Raw genomic sequence first — 17,744 nt, 5'->3', positions numbered from 1 at the left:
CCCTTTCTGGAATAGAATATCCTTCACTCCTTCGTCAACTTTACTAAAGCAAAATTATTGAAATGAAAAAGAATACACCCTTTAGTAAAAAGAAACAGCTTGTACAAACTAGAGAACAAGCTGAGATCGCATTAAATATTCTGGTTCAGAATTCTCAAGGAGAAGATCTTGAATTAGGTTTATTCCGCCTGCGTGACCAACTGAATAATCCCAGACTCACAGAACTGCTCGATAGCTATCCAGATTTGATTCAAAAATACGAATTGGGGAAATTGCTATCAGGAAAGATTGAGCTCAAAGATGCAAGCAGGCAGGATATCAAGACGGCAGGATTGATGTCCTGCATATTACTGCTCATTCATTTTTACTTTGATGACAAATCAAATAATTCCGTCAAATCCAAATCCGTAACAGATGAAGTGGATAATTTTAATAGTGCTCAGTATATAATCAATTCAACTACTTCTGAGAAATGCATCAATGAATTGTTTCTTCTGATATTATCAATTGTTGGAATTGATTATTTTGAGAAAAATCAGGAAAAGATGAAAGACCCTGATTTTGTTTTGAAACAAACAGTAGGATTTGACAATGACCCCAAAATGGATGAGCATATTGACATGATGGTGTGGTTTGCCTTGGTTCGTTTATTTATTGAAGCTATCTTTATATATTATGATAGTGGTTTTGAATCTAAAAACCTTCAGCTATGAAAACACCAAATAAATCTCCGTTTTCAATTCTCGCCAATGAGTTTATTGGAAATACACTAGAGCAAATTGTTAGGGATTATTCCATCGGTCAGGTATTCTATAAGAAAGAAAAGCAATCAACTCGATCACACCTTTTGGTTCAGCTCAATAAATTTGCAGATGTAGCGAAATTGCGTTCAAAAAGATGGGTGAAAGAATTTAGAGATCAGTATGATGTTTACTTTTATTTCATTGATTATTCAAGATTGGAATATCAATTATCAAAAGGTCATCCTTTCATAGAGTACCATTGGCAGCGATCTTCAATAATCTATCAAAATGAAGATTCTAGATCATCAATTTTGATAGATAGGATTTGGAAAAAATACAAGAAGAAATTCAATCGCTATGAAGATACTTTCCACCACGATCACGAAATTCGTAGGGTAAAAATTGAAAGACTTATTGCTGAGGATTCATACAACAGTGTTTTTACCTCTTTCGAAGAACTGATCCAATATGACTTGGAGTACTTAGAGGAACTATATAGCGGAGACATGACAAGTGACATCGATCTGAACCAAAGGATAAATCAATTGTTTATTTATATTCCGGAACTACAATCCTATTTTGTCAAAAAGAATCCAAGGGAATATTTTATAACTGAACTTTTCGCAAAAGTAAAGAAAGCGATTAACGAAGATGATCTGATTTACAATACAGAAATGTTTGAATCATTACGAATCATCGAAGATTCGTTATTTACACTAATCGAAGCTCGATTCTATGACTTGAAGCATCTAATTAAAAAACAATATGATAAAATTTACACGGTCGATCAGGATATAATCCCAATAGAAGAGTATCGATCAGATGAAATACTGAATAAGGCAATTGACAGAATCCTGACCTTTACAGAACTGGAACAAATATATTTCTTTCATAAAACAGCCTATGGAGAAGTGACAACGTACTATTTACTTTTGATTGGTTTGAATATCAACAATGAAAAAATAAAAGCGATTACTCATTCTTTGACGAGTATATTTGGAAAAGAGTACAAATTTTTATTAGTCGGTCACGATCGGTATTGGATTCAGAAGAATCTATATCAATATCAAAGCTTCTTCGTTTTCACTATGCAAGGCAAACATTTGGTCTATTCCTCGGATAAATTTCATCCTGAGCCACATTGGGAGATGCCTCATCAACCGCAGCACAGTGACCTGTATTTCCATTATAAGAGTACATTACAGAGTACATTACAGTTTTATAAATTGATTGATGGAGAGCAAGAAAATTATCAGGGAGTAGATAATATCTTCGCATTGTTTCTTTTGTCCTTTTGCAGAACTTACATATATGCAAAAACATTTTATCTTCCCAACTATATGACCAGCGAAGCCCTTTGGCAATTATGTATCTACGCTGATAAGGACATACATAGGTACAACTATTTATTTGAGCAGTTTTCTAGCAATATATTTTCTTTTACTGATTACAATATGAGCGTGCATCACAGTATAGGAAAAGTTGACACAGAGAAAGTAAAGTCTATGAAAATAATTGTAGAAAAGCTGATGAATGAACTCAAAGAAACTGTTGTTGATGGTAAATTGCTAGATGATCTTAAGATGAATTTAATCTGCGATAAAACGAAAAGTGCAATACTATCAGAAAACAAAATAGACCTTTAGAAAATAAATTTTTTCTAATTGAAGACTTTCTGTGCCTAACTATGCGGTGAGATACATATCACGGAATAAATGGAATTTCTCTGAATTATTTTTAGAGAAATTCTGCATTTATGTCTAAGGCAAAAGAAATCAAAAAAATACCGATAGAGGAAGTTATTGAATATTTCCGAACTGAAGGTATGGAGCTGACAAAGGAAGAAGCTGAATTGGTAATGGAGTTTCTTTACAACCTTACATTGATGGTCATTAAAAGGTATTTCGATACTGATCAGAAATGATACTCTGTAATGGAATATCCATCTGATAAATTTGAAATTTATTATTTGACCACACTTACAATTATTCCACGGAATTAAATTTTAAAATTATGAAAGCAGCAGATTTATATATACGTGTCTCGACAGATGAACAAGCAGATAAGGGCTATTCCCAAAGAGATCAGGAAGAACGTCTTAGACGTTATTGTTCACAAAATAATTTAACTGTAGGAAATGTTATTTATGAAGACCATTCTGCAAAATCTTTTAACCGTCCCGAATGGAAGAAGCTTCTAGTTGAACTTAAGAAAAAAGGTTCTAAAACCAATGTGATTTTGTTTACGAAATGGGATCGTTTTAGTAGAAACGCAGGCGATGCCTATCAGATGATAAGCATCCTTTCAAAGTTGGGGGTGGATTTACAAGCCGTTGAACAACCGCTTGATCTTTCCATTCCGGAAAACAAAATGATGTTGGCTATCTATTTGGCTGCGCCCGAGGTTGAAAATGACAGAAGAGCACTCAACGTATTTTATGGAATGAGAAGAGCTGTCAAAGAAGGGCGTGTTATGGGAAAAGCCCCATTTGGTTATGCAAACAAGATAACCGAGAATGGTAAAAAGTATATTGCAATCAAAGAACCGGAAGCAACAAAAATGAAATGGGCATTCAATGAATTGGCTAAAGGCATCTATGCAAGCAATTCGATAAGAACAAAAATTAATGAGTCTTTGAGAAAAGGTGTAAGCAGGACATCCTTTCATATAGCCATTCGCAACCCGATTTATTGCGGTAAAGTATTTGTTCCAAAACATAAGGATGAAGAAGCTTGTTTTGTTGAAGGTCAACATGAACCATTGATCAGTGAGGAACTTTTTGACAGAGTACAAGAGATACTAGATGGAAAGAAACGACCTCAAAGACCGAACACAAAAATCACTGTTCAGGAAAATTTTCCACTTCGTGGATTTTTAACATGTCCCAACTGTGGTAAAACACTTACCGCCAGTGCTTCAAGAGGTCGAAATAATAGATACTATTATTATCATTGTAATTCTATCTGCGGATTCAGAGAAAGAGCAGAGATCGTCAATAAAGTTTTTGAAGATGGATTAATGACATTAGAAATGAATGCACCAGTTAAAAAATATCTTAAAAAGCTTTTGACTGAAAATTATCACAGCTTCATTAATGATCCACTAAAAGAGAAAAAGAAAATATCTGATGAAATTGATACTTTAAATAACAAACTATCTTTTGCTCGAAACAAATTTCTTAGTGAGATAATTGATGATGATGAATATCTGGAGATTAAAAGAGAATGTAAAGAACGGATTTCAAAATTGGAAGAAGAATTAAATAAAAGTTCAGTTCCTCAAATTAACAATATAGATAAACTGCTCGAACAAGCATTAGAGACACTTCAAAATATCGGAAAACACTATCAAGAAGGGGAAATTGAGGTAAAGCGTGCAATAATTGGTTCGATATTTCCTGAAAAATTGGAATTTGACGGAAAACATTATCGAACCGCCCGAATTAACTCAATAGCATACCATATATTTCAGATAAACAATGAGTTAGATGGTGTAAAAAAAAAAGAGAAATGATAAAAATGATCATTTCTCCTTGAATGTAGACCCACAGGGATTCGAACCCCGACAGGCGGTACCAAAAACCGAAGTGCTACCGTTACACCATGGGTCTCTTTGATTATTGTGATGCAAATTTACAGCTTTTTTCTAAACTTCCAAATTTTATTTCAAAAAAAATGCATAATTTTATCAATAAATATTTTAAAGAAAGTCAATGTTAATCGATTGTTCTGATATTCAATTGGATAGAATGAGTCCGGAAACGGACTTCGAAATGGAAGTTTTTGAATTTTTGAAAGAAACTTTATCCGATAAGACAAAAACGACTGTCAAAACCTCAGGTTCGACAGGTATTCCGAAACTTTTTGAAGTTGAAAAAGCGAGAATGTTTGCTTCGGCAAAGATGACCTGCGATTTTTTGCGTATTAAAAAAGGAGATTCTGCAGCACTTTGTATGCCGGTTGAGTATATCTCTGGAAAAATGATGTTGATACGGGCAATAGAAAGAGGTTTGAAGTTACAAGTCTTCACACCCAAAACCGAAGCTTTGTCTCAGTTGAATTTGCCTATTGATTTTTGTGCGCTCACACCTTTACAAGTTGAAAATAGTTTGACCAAACTAAAATTAATTAAAAATTTAATAATTGGTGGAGCAGGCGTTTCTGAAAGTTTAAAAAAGAAAATTTGTCAGCATCTGGACAATGAAAAACATACTATATATGAAACCTACGGTATGTCCGAAACCTTATCGCATATCGCTTTGAAAAAGATTTATCCGATTTCTGAAGATTATTTTACAAGTTTCGAAAATGTTGAGATTTCTACTGATACTCGTGGTTGTTTGCAAATATTTTCACCACAAATAAATTCAGAGCTTTTAATTACTAACGACTTGGTGGATATAATTAATGACAAACAATTTCGGTTTTTAGGAAGGATTGATAATGTAATTAATTCTGGTGGTGCTAAAATTTTTCCAGAAAAAATCGAGACTTTTCTCAAGAAGGAGGTTTCTGCAGAATTGGTTGTGACGTCTATAAAGGACGAACATCTGGGAGAGAAGATGATTTTGGTAATAGAAGGTCAAGACGATGACAAACTTCGAAACAGCATATTTAATCTTAGTTTTGAGCGAAAATTGGATCGTCCAAAGCAAATTGTTTTTATTGATAAGATGCCGAGAACGCCCAATGGAAAAGTAAGCCGTTTAGATTTAAAACAACAATTAAAAGAACTTTTGTAATGATCGATTTTTCGAGTGAGTTAAGTTTTAAAACCTCCCGAAGTGGCGGTGCTGGCGGACAACATGTCAATAAAGTAGAAACTGCGGTCACGGCGATTTGGAATGTCTCAGCAACTCAGTTTTTTAATGAAGAACAAAAAAAATTAATTTTAGAAAAACTCAGAAATAGAATTAATAATGACAGTATTCTACAACTAACTTCAACGGAAGCGCGCTCCCAATTAGAAAATAAAAAGATTGTGATCGAAAGAATGCTTAATTTGGTGAATGCAGCAATATTGATACAAAAGCCACGTAAAAAGACAAAACCACGTAAGAGCCAAATTGAAAAACGACTGAATGCCAAGAAGATTCTGTCTGAGAAAAAAGATAATCGCCGTTTTCGCTACTAATAAAGAATGAATAGTTTTTTCTATTCATAAAAAAGCTGTATTTTTACCCTCCGATTTTTGAAAAATGGAAAGAGAAATCAAAATTAGTTTTCAGATTATTAATTCGTATAATGATTTGAACGAAATTGAAAAGAAATTGTTTGATTCTGCTAAAGCAGTGCGCGAAGATGCGTACGCTAATTATTCTAATTTCCTGGTAGGATGCGCCTTGTTGCTGGATAATGGCGAAATAGTTACAGGAAGCAATCAAGAAAATGCAGCCTATCCATCTGGATTGTGTGCAGAACGGACCACCATATATTGGGCTTCGGCTAATTTTCCAAAATCCAACATCAAGAAAATTTTTGTTATTGGCGCGCCAAGAAACACCATCAGTTCGCAACCAATTCCGCCTTGTGGAGCTTGTCGACAAAGTATTTTAGAATACGAAGCCAAACAAGATGAACCTATCGAAATCTATTTTGCTTCTTTGGAAGGCGATATTTTTAAAACCAAATCGGTGAGAGATATGTTGCCTTTTTCTTTTGATTCTAGTTTTTTATAGTCTTTAAACAATAGAAACTTCGTTGTTATCAAATTTTTTGCGAAGTCGTTGTTTTGATTTTTTCACACCATCAACACTAAGTCCTAGCAGTTGTGCAATTTCTATATTGCTAAGTCCTAGTTGATTGAGTAATATGATTCTAAGATTGGACTCGGTTAGTCCTGGGAAATTATTGGTTACAAATTCGTAGTATTCTTCTTCTTCCCGAATAAATATTTCTTTGAATTTATTCCAGTTTTCATCGGTCATCAGATGTGAAATCTTAAGTTCTTCCATTGCGGACAAAGCATTTTGTGCTTTTTTGTTTTGTTTTAGCTTGTTGATTTCTGTGTCGATGTTGTTGATTTGTTTGTTTCTGTCAACCAAATAAGATTTGAAGCTTGCCAAAGTATTATGGGTGGATTGTATTTTTTTGTCCGATTCTATTTGTTCTAGTTTAAAACCTAAAATTTGTTTTTCATAATGTAATTTCAAAAGTCTTACTTTTCTTTTATTAAGGCTGAAAACACTAACAACAAGTCCAATTAGCAAAATACTGACAGCGATAAGTGCCCATTTTATAACTTCGGATTTTTCGGCTTTGTTTTTTTCGGCTTCTAGCTTCCATTCAACTCGTTCTTTTTGGCTTTTCCAATTTACCATTTTTACAGCATCTGGACCTTCTTCCATTGCTGTTTCATTGTTCAGATTTTCTATGCGGCGCCTTGTATTAAGTTCTGCCACATCATTTTTGTCAGCGATGGCAATTTGCAATAAAAGTTTCTGAATGTCCAGCTCAAAGCCATTAAGATAGGTTTTGGTTTTTATAAAGGTTAGCGCGTCGGTAAGAATTTTTTTGGCTTCATCATTTCTTTGTGTTGATACGTATATTTTTCCAAGTTCTATTTGGGCGTACATCGTATTGCGCTCGTTGTTTTCGGATTGGGAAATTTTGATATCTTCTTTGAGAAGTTCTTCTGCTTTTGTGTAATTTTTCTTATCTGCTTCGATGATTGCCAAATCACCTAAGGCTTTTGCATAACGCAGTTTGTCATTTATTTTTAAGGCAGCAATTTTTGTTTTTTCGAGGTAAGCAATCGCATCGGGAATTTTATTTAGCTTTCTGTAATTATTGGCAATATTGTTGAGTACAGCGCCATAGTTTTTGTCTTTTTGATGGGGTAATTTTAAAAAGCGCAGGAGATATTCATTGCTTTTTTGATAGTCCTCCATCGTTGACCAAAAGTAGGCGTTAAGTTTTAAAATATATTCTGCTTCAATAATATCTATATCGGTTGCGTGTTGCAATCGTTTTTCAGCATTCAGGAAGTACGGCATTGCTTCGGGATAGAAGTTGTAATTGTAATAGTAAAAACCAACTTTACTGTTTAGCCAAATTAAGAAGTTCTCATTGGAAATATTTTCACTTAATTGTATGGCTTCTTTATAGAGTTTGGTACTTTCAGGATTGTATTTGTCCAAAGATTTTGAAACGAAATCAGCATATATTACTTTCTGTATTATTTGTTTTTCCTGCGATTTGATCGTGGTTTTATTAGAAAAGTATGTTTCTAAATCTTTTTGATTGTCAATTTTTGTTGCAGATTCTATATAATTCGTAGTTAGAACAGTATGTTTTTTTGCTCTTTGACCAGAAATTATGATTCCACAAAATAAAAGAAGGATAAAAAAAGAGTAGTTTTTTAACATACTTACAAATGTATTATAAAATTTAGTTAATAAAAATAATTAAATGTTAAGGATTTTATTTTGTATCATATTGATAATCATAGGTATTTATTTGTAAAATAATTTGTCCACCCCGATGTCCACCCTGTTTTTTTGGAATGCTTTTAATTTTTTTGGAGTTTTGTCAAAAATATTTAGACAACTATTACTAACCTCTTACCAAGAAATTATGAATGTCTAAATTGATTAATAACCATTCTATTATATGCAAAATGCCAGTTACTAGCTGGCATTTTTATATTTCGTAGATACTGCTTTTCGCGTTGATGTTTTTAATGATATTTTCTGTCCTTTCCTTGTGTGTATCGGTGATAAATATCTGTCCAAAATTTTCTTGATTTACCAAATCTATCAATTGTGAAACGCGTTTGTCGTCCAATTTATCAAATATATCATCGAGGAGAAGAATAGGCGTTTTGTTGGTCAATTCTTTTATTCGGATCATTTGTGCGAGTTTCAAAGCGACAAGAAAGGTTTTTTGCTGTCCCTGAGAACCTGCTTTTTTTATTGGATAATGCATCATTTCAAACAACAAATCATCTTTATGAATGCCACGCGAAGTATAAGTAAGAATTCTGTCTTTTTCTAAGTTTAGCTTTAGTAATTCCGAGAAATCTTGTTCCAAATCCGATTGATATGTGATAGTGACTTCTTCTTTTCCTCCTGAAATGCTTTTATAAAATTGTTGCATCACAGGATTAAGTTTCAAGACAAATTCTTTTCGTGTGGTAAATATTTTTTCTCCAAATTTTATCAGAGGTTCATTATAAATTTCTAAACTCTCGATGTCAAAATATCTGTTTTTTGCAAAGGATTTTAATAAAGCATTGCGCTGTTGTAAGGTTTTTTGATATTGTATTAAGGCAAAAAGATAGTCGCTATCGGTCTGAGAAATCATCGCATCCAAAAACTTTCTACGACTTTCTCCAGAATCCGAAATTAAATTTTGGTCATAAGGCGAAATAATAACCGAAGGCAAATATCCAACATGATCGGAAAGACGATCGTAGTTTTTATCATTTTTTTTGATGACTTTTTTGGTGTCTTTGCTGAGGATGATCTTTAAAATATCTTCTTTTTCCTCGTTCTGAATTTCTGCTTCGATACTGAAGAAATCGCTTTCATTTTTAATATTATTAAAATCCGAATTTCCTAGAAAACTTTTACCGACTGACAAATAATACAAAGCATCGAGAATATTGGTTTTACCGACACCATTATTGCCCACAAAACAATTAATTTGTGCGCTAAGATCCAGTTGCAAACTTTCGTGGTTTTTAAAATTATGAAGACTGAGTTTGTTAATTCTCAAAGTATTGATTTTTTGGAATAACAAAGATAAGCCAATTCAGACTCTTAAAAAAGGTCAAAGCTTTTCTGAATGAAATAAATAATTAACGGAAGTCCAGAACAAGACTCGATCCCAAAGGAAAAGTAAGCGTCCGACTTTTTATCATTCGCAAAATATATCAGAATACAACTGATAAGGGATGTTATAAATAAAGCAACTCTTATGTCAGTCTTAAAGCTAAAAACGCTGATAATATTGGCAATCAAAATTAAGAAATAGGCAAGGAGTTTGGTGTTTTTGATGCCCATTATTTTCGGAAAAGTAACAATTGTATCCAACTTCATATCCCGAATGTCAAAGGGCAAAACCAAAGCTGAAATATAAAAAAAACTGAATCCAATAATTTCCCATTTAACTTCTGCCAATCCCAAGAATCCAAAGCACAAGCCCCAAACCAGGCCAACGTAAAATATTTTAAGAAAAGGAATTTTCCGAATGGTAGCTTCCCAGAATTTACTGTTGTATAAAAGTCCAAGAATAACGATGAGAAGCCACCTTAATAATATTTGCTGGTTATGATTTTTGATAATCAGTAGAACGCAAATAATGCCTGTAATGCTGTTGAAAATTAATACTTTGTAAAATGTTTTTTCTTGATTTTGGTATTTTGTATAAAGATAGCCACTAAAAAATGTCAGGAAAATAAGATAAAGCTTAGGCAAACGGAACGCGTTTTGTTCCAAAAGGAAAAAAGCCGCCAACATGGTTCCCATTAAGGATACGTAGATTTGGCTGTCAACAATATATTTTTTTGCTAATTTTAAAACTGACATTATTTTACAAAGTAAACAAAATTGTGGCTTTGTAAAATTTAAAAATAAAAGTTTATGAAAAAACTGATTTCTACTTTTGGATTGTTGCTTTTGACAAGTTTTGTCACAACCTTGTATGGACAAAATTTCTACGAGCAACAATGGAAAATTCTTACAGAACAAGCGCAGAAAGGAAACTTTAAGTCCAATCAGCCCATTATTCTCAACATTCAAAAGCAAGCCATGAATGATAAAAACCTTCCAGAACTTATCAAATCGCTGAAAGCTGAATTTAGCATCATGCGAAGAACGCTAGATGATACGCAGAATGATACGTCGAGTCAATTTTTTAAGAAAATCCAAGAAGCGGGAAGTTTATTTTCTGGTGAAGAAGCCTTGGTTTTTCAAGTTTTGAAAGCAGAGTTTATCCGAGATTATTACGACTCGGTGCAATGGCGAATTCGGTCCAGAACCAATACCGACAACCAAGATGTCAGCCAAATAGAAACCTGGACCAATCTTGGGTTTAAAAATTATTTGAGCAAAGAATATCAAAATATTTTCAAACAAAAAGAGCTTTTAAAATCGATTAGCTTAAAATCCTACCAAAGTATTTTCAATTCAAAATTCGACTTGGAATATTATCCTACGATGTTGGATTGGGCAAGTGGACAATATATTAACTTTTTGAGCAATTCCACTTTGTTTACAAAAAATGAGTTGGAAACGAATGAGGTAACAATTCTTAAACTTTATGATGAAGTTATTGCAGCCACTTCGGGTAATGCCAATTTGTATTTTAAAGCTCAAAAATTAGATTATCAAATTGGACGAAATCCCAATGATAAAAGCCTAAAGGAAAAATGGCAAACTCTATATAATGATTCTACAGAAGGCGATTACAAAGTGATGATTGCTTCGCGAATTGCTGAAAATTTGATCTCAAATCAAAAAGAATCGGAAGCTTTAGAAATTATTAAAAAAGCAAAATCAGCGTATCCCAAATCAGGTTTTTTAGGAAATATTCAAAATCAGGAAAACCAGATTCTTCTTCCGAATGCTAGTTTCTATTTAGAATCTACAACATTGGCTAACAAACCGATTCAGCTTTTGGTGGAAGCAAAAAATGTCAAAAAAGCACAGCTTAAAATTTACCAAGTCAAAGAGGATATCAAAGGTTTTTTAGGCTATTTATCTAGGTTTAATGATTCGAACAAATATCAAAGTATAAAAAAAGTTTTAGTAAGAACAGAAAGTTTTGATTTTCCTACAAAGAATGATTATAAATCTCATAAAACAGCTTTCGAAATAAAAGCGCTTCCAGCAGGCATCTATCTCACCGAATATCTTGTGGATGGTAAGCCTATGTCATACCAGCGGGATAATTATTTTTTGGTATCTGCCGCAAAATCTATTTTTAAAAATGTAATTAATGATAACAATACAGATTGGGAATATTTTTGGATCAATTCTGAAAATGGAAAACTAATTAAGAATCCCAACCTAAAAGTTCATGAGTTTCCTTTTGAGTCGCAATCTCCCTCGGTTCAACCCATCATTGTTTCGAAAGATTCCAGTTTTAAAATGCCTATTTCTGATAAAAAAGCTTATTATCGTTTCAGTGTTATAGAAGATGTTAACACTGGAGATGTAGAATTAAAACACACTTATGGCTCGACTAATGATTACTACAACAATAGAAATATCGATAAAGAACATCGTGCGCAGATTTTCCTAGATCGCGCGATTTATAGACCTGGACAAGTCGTTTATTTCAAAGTCATTAATACAAAGCTTGAAAATAATAAGGAAACGACAATGTCGGGCATTAAACAAAAAATTATTTTGGAGGATGTTAATTCCAATGAAGTGGGCGCCCAAACTTTTGTAACCAACGAATTTGGTTCTTATAGCGGGAGTTTCACTTTGCCAAAATCAAAGCTTAATGGACAATTTAGATTAAGCATTAATGATTCTAATCTTGAGCTTTATTCGGGGAAAGCATTTTCTGTTGAAGAATACAAACGTCCAAATTTTGAATTAAATTTTGACCCGATCAAAGACGAATACAAATATGGTCAAAAGATAGAACTAAAAGGGAAAGCGCTCATGTTTTCGGGAGTTCCGTTGTCGAATGCTACTATCAATTATGAAATCAAAAAGCAAAATATCCGTTGGCGATATTTCTCGTGGTATCCACAAATTTTTGATAACGAAAATTCAATTCTAGGTGAAACAAAAACCAATGACAAAGGCGAATTCACAATTGTTTTGGATCTCAAGAAAAACGAAAAACTAGAGGGCATCCAGATTGACGAATTTAATATTAATGCTAGCGCGACGGATATTTCAGGCGAGACGCAATCGGCAAATACGCGTTTGACGGTGTCTTCGGTTTCGCATTATATCACGGCGACGAATCTTAAAGACCAATTTTCTGATGATGAGATAAAAGTAAACGTTGAAACCAAAAATTACAACAACCAAAACTTAAAAAAATCCTACAAAACAAAACTGAGCAAACTGGAAGAACCACAACGTATTTTCAGAAATCAGTTTAAAAATCAAATTCAGGATTTACCACAATTATCAAAGTCGGAGTTTGAAAAATTGTTTCCACACGATCGTTTTGATAAAACCGAACTTCCTAAAAATTGGAAAACCGAACAGGTTTTGTTTGACAAAATGGCGCAAGATTCTTTGTTAAATATTGGAAAATTGTCGCCAGGTTTTTACCGATTGGAGCTTTACAATATCGAAGGAAAAGACAGCATCAAAACGAGTCAAGATTTTCAGGTCTGGAGCAAAACCAGTTTGGATCCGAAACAAAAAACTTTTCTGAATACCAGTTTTGATAAAAAAGAATATCAAGTTGGAGAAACAGCAAATCTTTTGATTTATTCGGCCATTCCAAATGCAATAGCCAATATTTATATCCAAAATGGCGATGGAAAAACTTTATATGAAAGCAAATCTTTATCGAATGGATTTTTAAAATATCCAGTTAAGATTAATCAAAAATCGGAAGTCTTGAACGTTCAAGTGGTTTTGGCAGCGTTTAATGATGTACAAACCGAAAATTTGTATGTGCCAATCAAAAGAAAAGATGATGGCTTGAAAATAGAAACCACAACTTTCCGCGACAAATTGCAACCGAATTCCAAAGAAAAATGGAGTTTTAAAATCGTTGGTGCAACAAATGAAAAAGTGCTCGCAGAAGTACTTGCCAATATGTACGATATGTCGTTGGATAAATTTGCAGCGAATGGTTATTCGTTTAGCAATATTTATTATCGCAGTGATATTATTAATGATTATAGAATAAATACAGGTCTTAAGCAATTGTATTATAGCAAAAGAGAAAAACATTTTACAACAAAATCGATTCGTCAACCAGATTTTAACTGGATGTGGGATCAAATTGTTTTTGAATCTCAAGCATTATATGGAAATGCAGTGCCTGCGCCACCAGTTGCTATTAGAGGACAAGCGTCAATGCGATCGAAAGATTCTACGATTGTTGCTGATGTTGAAGAGGTTGTTGTTTCTGCTTACGAAGTAAAAAGACAACAAAAGTCTTTGGGGTATTCAACAACCGAAATTTCAGAAAAAGAATCAGATCAAGAGGATTTAGAAAAAATAAAAATTCGGGAAAATCTCAACGAAACGGCATTTTTCTATCCAAATCTCGTGACCGATGAAATGGGAAATATCAGTTTTGAATTCACCACGCCAGAAGCTTTAACCAAATGGAAGCTGATGTTGTTGGCACATACCAAAGATGCAAAATCTGCTTACGCTGAGAAAACAATGATCACACAAAAAGACTTCTCGGTGACACCAAATTATCCGCGTTTTCTACGGGAAGGTGACGAAATTAATTTCCAAAGCAAACTTAATAATTTAACATCAAAACAACTGAATGGCGTCGCACAAATCAAAATCTTGGATGCTTTTACCAATGAAGATATTACGCAGAAATTTGGATTAAGCCAAATGACAGCAACAAAAGGCTATAATTTTGAACAATCATTTTTACTCAACGGGAATAGTAGCGATGCTTTAACGTGGATTTTAAAAGTTCCGAAAGATGTTAGTTCTATCATTTTGAAAGTCGTTGCCAAAGCAGGCGAGTTTTCGGATGGCGAGCAAAAAGCCATTGCCATTCTCCCAAATCGTATGTTGGTGACGGATGCGGTTCCGGTTTTTGTAAAAGAAGGCGAAACCAAAACTTTCCAGATTGATAATTTGCTTAACAATAATTCTTCGACTGTTTCTAATGTTAGACACACTTTGGAGTTAACAACCAACCCGATTTGGGAAGTGATGTTTGCGTTGCCAAGTCTTAAAAATGAAACTAAAAATTCTGCGGATGTTATCTTTAACAAATGGTTTGCGGATGTTATTGCTTCGGAAGTTTTCATAGCCAATCCAAGACTGAAAACTATTTTTGACGAATACCAAGCGAAAGGACTTTTGACCTCGAATCTTGAAAAAAATCAAGAGCTGAAACAACTTCTTCTCGACGAAACGCCTTGGATGTTAGACAGCAAAAATGAAGAAGAACAAATGTCAAAATTGGTGCGACTTTTTGATGTCAACACGATGCGTAATAGTATTCAGCAAGATTGGGAAAGTTTGTTGCAATTGCAAAATCCAGATGGCGGATTTAGTTGGTATCCTGGTTATCCGAGTTCTTATTATTCGTCTTTGTATATTCTTAAAAACCTAGGAAAGCTCAATCTTTGGTTAAAAGATAATGTTAAAGATTATCAGTCGGATTCTCAAAAACAAATGCTAACCAAGCTTATCACATTCGTAGATAATAATATTAATAAATATTGGGATGTTCGTAAAGAAAATCCTTGGAGCAATGCTTCTTTGGAATATCTCGATGCAAGACATTATTGGGAAAAAGATTATCCATTATCGGCTAATCCCAAAACACTTAAAAATTTAGTTATTAAAAAAGCGAAAACGGCGAAGATTGACGATTTCTCATTCTTTGGATTGCATCGTGCTGCATTGTTATTCGATGAGTATGGTCTAAGAGATGTGTCTACAAAATTGATGACTTATCTTAAAGAAACGTCTACAGAATCTAAGACGCAAGGTGTCTATTGGAAACAAAATCTTAATGATTGGGGATGGTATGCTTCAAAAGTGGTGAACCATGCTGGCGCGTTGGAAGCTTTCAATGTTTTGAAACCAAACGATCAACAATTTATTGAAGATCTTAAAATTTGGTTGATTACCCAAAAAGAAGTTAATTCTTGGGGAACTTCAAGAAGTACCGCAGAAGTTATTTTTACAATTCTTAATTCTGGTAAATCTTGGACAACACCGGAAAGTGATAAAGCGACAATCGTTTGGGGAACTAAAGATATGAAACAAGCCGACCAAAAAGCGACTGGCTATATCAAAATGATTGACACTTCTGGTAAATTGGACAAATCTTTAGGAAAAGTTACGGTGACCAAGCCTGGGCCAGGTATTGTACAAGGTGGTTTGTTCTGGCAATACTATGAAGATTTGGACAAAATAAAATCCTCAGAGAATTATATCTCGATCAAGAAAGAGTATTTCAAAAAAGTGAAAACTGAGAATGGTGAAGAGCTCATCCCGATTAATGAAAAAACAACTCTTAAAGTTGGCGACAACATTACGGTGAGAATGATTCTCAACTCCGATCGTAATATGGAATATGTTCATCTTAAAGATATGCGTGCTGCAGGCACAGAACCTTTGGATGTTATTTCTAGCTATCAATGGAAAAATAATTTGGCCTATTATCAATCAACAAAAGATGCATCCACTAATTTCTATATCGAATATATGCCGAAGGGAAAATATGTTTTAGAATATGATTTGGTAGCCAATGCTTCGGGAGTTTTCTCAACTGGGATTTCGACTTTGCAAAATTATTATGCCCCACAGATGAACAGTCATACTGCTGGGACAAAAATGGATATCAAATAATTTCGTATTTGATAAGATATTAAATAAAATAAGCGACAGATTTCTGTCGCTTATTTTTTTACCTAAACTTAAAAAATATGATTTAATATTTTTATTCTTTCACCAACTTGTGAGACGTTGTTTTCCCATCTGCTGTTATAGTTACGATATAATTCCCTTTTGGAAATTGAGACACATCGATTGATGTTTTAGCACTTTCCGAAGTTAGAATTTTCTGACCTGTCATATTGTAGATCTCTATTTTTGATGTGTTTTTAGTGTTTGCAATATTAACAATATCTTTAGCAGGATTTGGATAGATGCTAATAATGTTAGGCTTTTGAGAAGCGTTTGTACCAAGATAAGTTGTCAAGTCAAGTACAAAACCATAGGCTGCTAATGTTGTAGGATTAACTGCTTGACCTGCAATTTTTTTTCCATCTGGAGAGATGGATAGTGGCAAAGATAATCTAAGACCTTGCGTGTCGATTCCTAAGCTTTGTGCATACTCGGTAAGGTCAACGCGTCCACTTTCTTGGGTCCATATAAAGCCATATCCAAAGTGTGGACCACCTGGCCAACCGCGGAAGTAGCCAACCACAGTTTTGCCATCCCCACTTATGTTTGTCGCACCTCCTCGGAAGAATGTACCAGCGTCTGGATGTGTAATCTCTGTATAGATACCCGTTTCTCTGTTATAAACATAAGGATAAAAGCCATTTACGCCCACCATAACTTTCCCATCATTGGATACAGCTCCAGACTCACCAGCAGCAGAGCCTGCTGTATTTTTGATTATGGTTTGTACACCGTTGTACCAATAAGCGCCTTGTCTAAAACCAGATTGGTCATCTTGCCAACCAACGATTGTTGATTTGTCGTTGCTTATCGCATTAGCTCGGCTAGATCGGCCTGTTTCGGTACTGCCCATATCAGTTATGGTTACAGTTTCGCCATTTATTTCCCATTTTGTAGCATGTCCTATGGAAGCACTCGTCCAGCCCAGGCCAACAATAGTTGTTCCGTCTTCAGACATTCCCCAAGGTGATGCTTTACTAGCGTCAGAACTGCTAGAGATACCGCCAAGATGTTTCCAAGTTTGTGTGGTAGCATCGTAAATAGAAGGTTCGTTAAGGTTGGTTTCGGGATTGGTCATATAACCAATTATTTTGTTGTTGTCCGCGCCAACCAATCTTTGACCAGCTAACAAGTCTCTAGTAACTGTACCGATTATTTGTACACCTGTGTCTTTAGTCCATCTTATGTTGTTGACATTGGCAGATGATGCAGCTGCTACAAGGTTGTCGTTAACGTCTGTTACGGAAATACCTTGACCTAGGTTATAAAATTGTGCAGACAGATTTTGAATCCCCAATAGGGCACATACTAAAAATGGAATTTTGTAAAAATTTTTCATTTCTTATTTCTTTTAATTGACATAGCAATTTTAGCGAGTATTAAATTTAATTCAAATAGTTAGGTTTTAATAATTCACGAAATTTTAAAATGTTAAATATTTAATATGTTGATTGTTA

Annotated in this window: 12 protein-coding genes and 1 tRNA gene; 8 read left to right on the top strand and 5 right to left on the bottom strand. The window is 34.0% G+C overall.

The features are described from left to right. Positions 1 to 62: 62 nt before the first annotated feature. The 4 genes from ACVFVN_RS12540 to ACVFVN_RS12525 all read left to right on the top strand — a co-directional run bounded on the left by ACVFVN_RS12540 (position 63) and on the right by ACVFVN_RS12525 (position 4,256). Positions 63 to 713 carry a hypothetical protein gene (locus ACVFVN_RS12540; RefSeq protein WP_456235526.1) on the top strand — a complete coding sequence of 217 codons (651 nt, stop codon included), beginning with the start codon at positions 63 to 65 and terminating at the stop codon, positions 711 to 713. After that, complete coding sequence (locus ACVFVN_RS12535) at positions 710 to 2,389, top strand: hypothetical protein (RefSeq protein ID WP_456235525.1); 1,680 nt, start codon at positions 710 to 712, stop codon at positions 2,387 to 2,389. Before ACVFVN_RS12540 ends, ACVFVN_RS12535 begins: the two co-directional genes overlap by 4 nt. A 110-nt stretch (positions 2,390 to 2,499) precedes the next feature. Beyond that, positions 2,500 to 2,667: a hypothetical protein gene (locus tag ACVFVN_RS12530; protein ID WP_433979860.1), complete on the top strand. Its 168-nt coding sequence runs from the start codon at positions 2,500 to 2,502 to the stop codon at positions 2,665 to 2,667. Between the two features lie 89 nt (positions 2,668 to 2,756). Next, positions 2,757 to 4,256 carry a recombinase family protein gene (locus tag ACVFVN_RS12525; protein ID WP_456235524.1) on the top strand — a complete coding sequence of 500 codons (1,500 nt, stop codon included), beginning with the start codon at positions 2,757 to 2,759 and terminating at the stop codon, positions 4,254 to 4,256. Between the two features lie 26 nt (positions 4,257 to 4,282). On the opposite strand, the gene ACVFVN_RS12520 is transcribed toward ACVFVN_RS12525, so the two are convergent. Further along, positions 4,283 to 4,353: transfer RNA gene (locus ACVFVN_RS12520), tRNA-Gln, on the bottom strand. A gap of 102 nt (positions 4,354 to 4,455) precedes the next feature. Here ACVFVN_RS12520 and ACVFVN_RS12515 point away from each other — a divergent pair. The 3 genes from ACVFVN_RS12515 (at position 4,456) to ACVFVN_RS12505 (ending at position 6,420) form a co-directional block, all read left to right on the top strand. After that, complete coding sequence (locus tag ACVFVN_RS12515) at positions 4,456 to 5,484, top strand: AMP-binding protein (protein ID WP_456235523.1); 1,029 nt, start codon at positions 4,456 to 4,458, stop codon at positions 5,482 to 5,484. Beyond that, positions 5,484 to 5,876, top strand: coding sequence for an alternative ribosome rescue aminoacyl-tRNA hydrolase ArfB (gene arfB, locus ACVFVN_RS12510; RefSeq protein ID WP_165136570.1), 393 nt, complete (start codon positions 5,484 to 5,486; stop codon positions 5,874 to 5,876). The genes ACVFVN_RS12515 and arfB overlap by 1 nt, the downstream gene beginning before the upstream one ends. A 64-nt stretch (positions 5,877 to 5,940) precedes the next feature. Beyond that, positions 5,941 to 6,420 (top strand): cytidine deaminase, encoded by a 480-nt coding sequence (locus ACVFVN_RS12505; protein WP_456235522.1) that lies wholly within the window; start codon positions 5,941 to 5,943, stop codon positions 6,418 to 6,420. Positions 6,421 to 6,423: 3 nt separating this feature from the next. Here ACVFVN_RS12505 and ACVFVN_RS12500 read toward each other — a convergent pair whose 3' ends face one another. The 3 genes from ACVFVN_RS12500 to ACVFVN_RS12490 all read right to left on the bottom strand — a co-directional run bounded on the left by ACVFVN_RS12500 (position 6,424) and on the right by ACVFVN_RS12490 (position 10,272). Next, the gene (locus ACVFVN_RS12500) at positions 6,424 to 8,109 is read right to left on the bottom strand and encodes a tetratricopeptide repeat protein (RefSeq protein ID WP_456235521.1); all 1,686 of its coding nucleotides are present in this window, start codon (positions 8,107 to 8,109) and stop codon (positions 6,424 to 6,426) included. 274 nt (positions 8,110 to 8,383) lie between these two features. Beyond that, entirely contained in the window at positions 8,384 to 9,460 is a 1,077-nt protein-coding gene (gene recF, locus ACVFVN_RS12495; RefSeq protein WP_165136579.1) for a DNA replication/repair protein RecF, read from the bottom strand. Positions 9,461 to 9,504: 44 nt separating this feature from the next. Next, on the bottom strand, positions 9,505 to 10,272 hold the full coding sequence (locus ACVFVN_RS12490) for a hypothetical protein (protein WP_456235520.1): 768 nt from the start codon (positions 10,270 to 10,272) through the stop codon (positions 9,505 to 9,507). A gap of 54 nt (positions 10,273 to 10,326) precedes the next feature. Between ACVFVN_RS12490 and ACVFVN_RS12485 the strand changes: the two genes are divergently transcribed. After that, the gene (locus ACVFVN_RS12485; protein ID WP_456235519.1) at positions 10,327 to 16,230 is read left to right on the top strand and encodes an alpha-2-macroglobulin family protein; all 5,904 of its coding nucleotides are present in this window, start codon (positions 10,327 to 10,329) and stop codon (positions 16,228 to 16,230) included. A gap of 91 nt (positions 16,231 to 16,321) precedes the next feature. Here ACVFVN_RS12485 and ACVFVN_RS12480 read toward each other — a convergent pair whose 3' ends face one another. Next, positions 16,322 to 17,626 (bottom strand): T9SS type A sorting domain-containing protein, encoded by a 1,305-nt coding sequence (locus ACVFVN_RS12480; protein ID WP_456235518.1) that lies wholly within the window; start codon positions 17,624 to 17,626, stop codon positions 16,322 to 16,324. Positions 17,627 to 17,744 lie beyond the last annotated feature (118 nt).

The sequence above is a fragment of the Soonwooa purpurea genome, assembly GCF_053891095.1.
The sequence above is the reverse complement of the archived record's forward strand: the minus strand, read 5'-3'. Positions and strand labels throughout refer to the sequence as shown.

Bases quoted from the DNA above. Each gene is read 5' to 3' on its own strand.
- ACVFVN_RS12515 (WP_456235523.1), top strand. From the start codon at position 4,456: ATGTTAATCGATTGTTCTGATATTCAATTGGATAGAATGAGTCCGGAA.
- ACVFVN_RS12490 (WP_456235520.1), bottom strand. From the start codon at position 10,272: ATGTCAGTTTTAAAATTAGCAAAAAAATATATTGTTGACAGCCAAATC.
- ACVFVN_RS12525 (WP_456235524.1), top strand. From the start codon at position 2,757: ATGAAAGCAGCAGATTTATATATACGTGTCTCGACAGATGAACAAGCA.
- ACVFVN_RS12480 (WP_456235518.1), bottom strand. From the start codon at position 17,626: ATGAAAAATTTTTACAAAATTCCATTTTTAGTATGTGCCCTATTGGGG.
- ACVFVN_RS12535 (WP_456235525.1), top strand. From the start codon at position 710: ATGAAAACACCAAATAAATCTCCGTTTTCAATTCTCGCCAATGAGTTT.
- arfB (WP_165136570.1), top strand. From the start codon at position 5,484: ATGATCGATTTTTCGAGTGAGTTAAGTTTTAAAACCTCCCGAAGTGGC.
- ACVFVN_RS12485 (WP_456235519.1), top strand. From the start codon at position 10,327: ATGAAAAAACTGATTTCTACTTTTGGATTGTTGCTTTTGACAAGTTTT.
- ACVFVN_RS12505 (WP_456235522.1), top strand. From the start codon at position 5,941: ATGGAAAGAGAAATCAAAATTAGTTTTCAGATTATTAATTCGTATAAT.
- ACVFVN_RS12540 (WP_456235526.1), top strand. From the start codon at position 63: ATGAAAAAGAATACACCCTTTAGTAAAAAGAAACAGCTTGTACAAACT.
- ACVFVN_RS12530 (WP_433979860.1), top strand. From the start codon at position 2,500: ATGTCTAAGGCAAAAGAAATCAAAAAAATACCGATAGAGGAAGTTATT.
- ACVFVN_RS12500 (WP_456235521.1), bottom strand. From the start codon at position 8,109: ATGTTAAAAAACTACTCTTTTTTTATCCTTCTTTTATTTTGTGGAATC.